Consider the following 1501-nt stretch of genomic DNA (forward strand, 5'->3'; position numbering starts at 1 on the left):
CGGCCTTATCAGAGAGTACTTGCCTAAGGGTTGTGACTTTAGACAAGTCTCTGATGATGAGATGCAGGACATTGAGAACAAATTAAACAACAGACCAAGAAAACGATTAGGGTTTAAGACGCCTATGCAGGCGTTCTATAATATTAATTAGCGTTGCACTTGGTGTGTTAATCTAAGAAATATATATAAATAGAGTATGGCGTGTTTAACATTTATATATAGGTACTGCTACTAACTGATCTTTGTTATGAACAAGATGCAACGTTGATACGCATTGACAATGTCATATAGAAGATCCGTTTGACAACATCGTCGAGATTTACAGCCACAGCTATGAGCTTATCTATAGCAAAGGTGCGTACTAAGATCAGTATGAATTTAGCCTACATTTAGATGATAAACAAATAGCGTATTCAGATTATGAATACGCTATTTTTATGTATAGCCATCACTTTAAGCAGCAAGTCATTGCAAATACCTAACTACTTCATTCCCTACTGAAGCTTTAATACGATGGCGAGGACATCGAAGCTCCCAGGTACATACATGCAATTGATATTAATAATTTCAAAAATGGTGACTTACATTCTGGCCAACGGGTGATAATAAAATACAAGCTTGCAGGTAGAATAAAAAAATACAATAGCCCCCACAGCACCGACTCTTGAAAAGCAATAATTATCAATTTGATGCTATAAACAAGACACATGATACTTGCAACAACAAGTAAAAGCATTCCTATAATTTCCACGTAACTTTCCTCAAAATATTCAATAAAAAACGAGCTATAACCAGCTTAAAAAAGACATTCATAATATATCTATTATCAGTTCTCTTAACTATCAGCGCTGAAAACACTAAGACTTTAAAATATTATATATTATCTCAGAATTGTTGCTGTCGTATAATAACAGGTAACATAGAAAATACATAATCCTATAGGACATATGTTGGATAAATTTTATCAACTTCGTTTTATAGTCAAATAAATCTAAAATAAATACAAGACAGCTGACTACAGGTTATATTAAGTAGTACACCTAAGAAGGAAAGTAACGCCGTAGCGGTTTAGTAGCTTTCTGACTACACAAACACGCCTCAATGACACACCTTAATCTTCACCATGATATGTTGCCTCATCCATCCAAACGATTGGATCTTCGCACAGATGAGTTAAGTGATACCAAATTGACCCCTGCCGTCAAATCCGTACACATAAACTTGGGAGATTTTAGTTACGCAGCCTGACGATAATAATCAAACCACACCTGTCTTGGCGATTTATAGTCCAAACCCTTTTGAATCCTCGTCTGATTGTAGTACAGCTCGATATAACTGATAATATCATTGATGGCTGTGAACCTTGTTTTATAGTCTTGATGATATACCAGCTCATTCTTTAATGTGCCCCAGAAGCTTTCTATCGGAGCGTTATCGAAACAGTTTCCTTTGCCGCTCATTGAGCCTATAAATTGATGCTGCTTAATGGTCTTGTGGTAGG

Annotated in this window: 1 protein-coding gene and 1 pseudogene; one reads left to right on the forward strand and one right to left on the reverse strand. The window is 35.8% G+C overall.

Going from position 1 to position 1501, the window contains the following annotated elements:
- Positions 1-151 (forward strand): annotated as a pseudogene (locus EI164_RS17250) (IS30 family transposase); the annotation flags it as partial.
- Positions 152-1235: 1084 nt separating this feature from the next.
- Here EI164_RS17250 and EI164_RS16055 read toward each other — a convergent pair.
- Positions 1236-1501, reverse strand: a 266-nt coding sequence (locus EI164_RS16055; RefSeq protein ID WP_192520980.1) for an IS3 family transposase, incomplete at its 5' end; no start/stop codon positions are given.

This window comes from Psychrobacter sp. FME13 (genome assembly GCF_014861395.1).
Lineage (GTDB): Bacteria > Pseudomonadota > Gammaproteobacteria > Pseudomonadales > Moraxellaceae > Psychrobacter.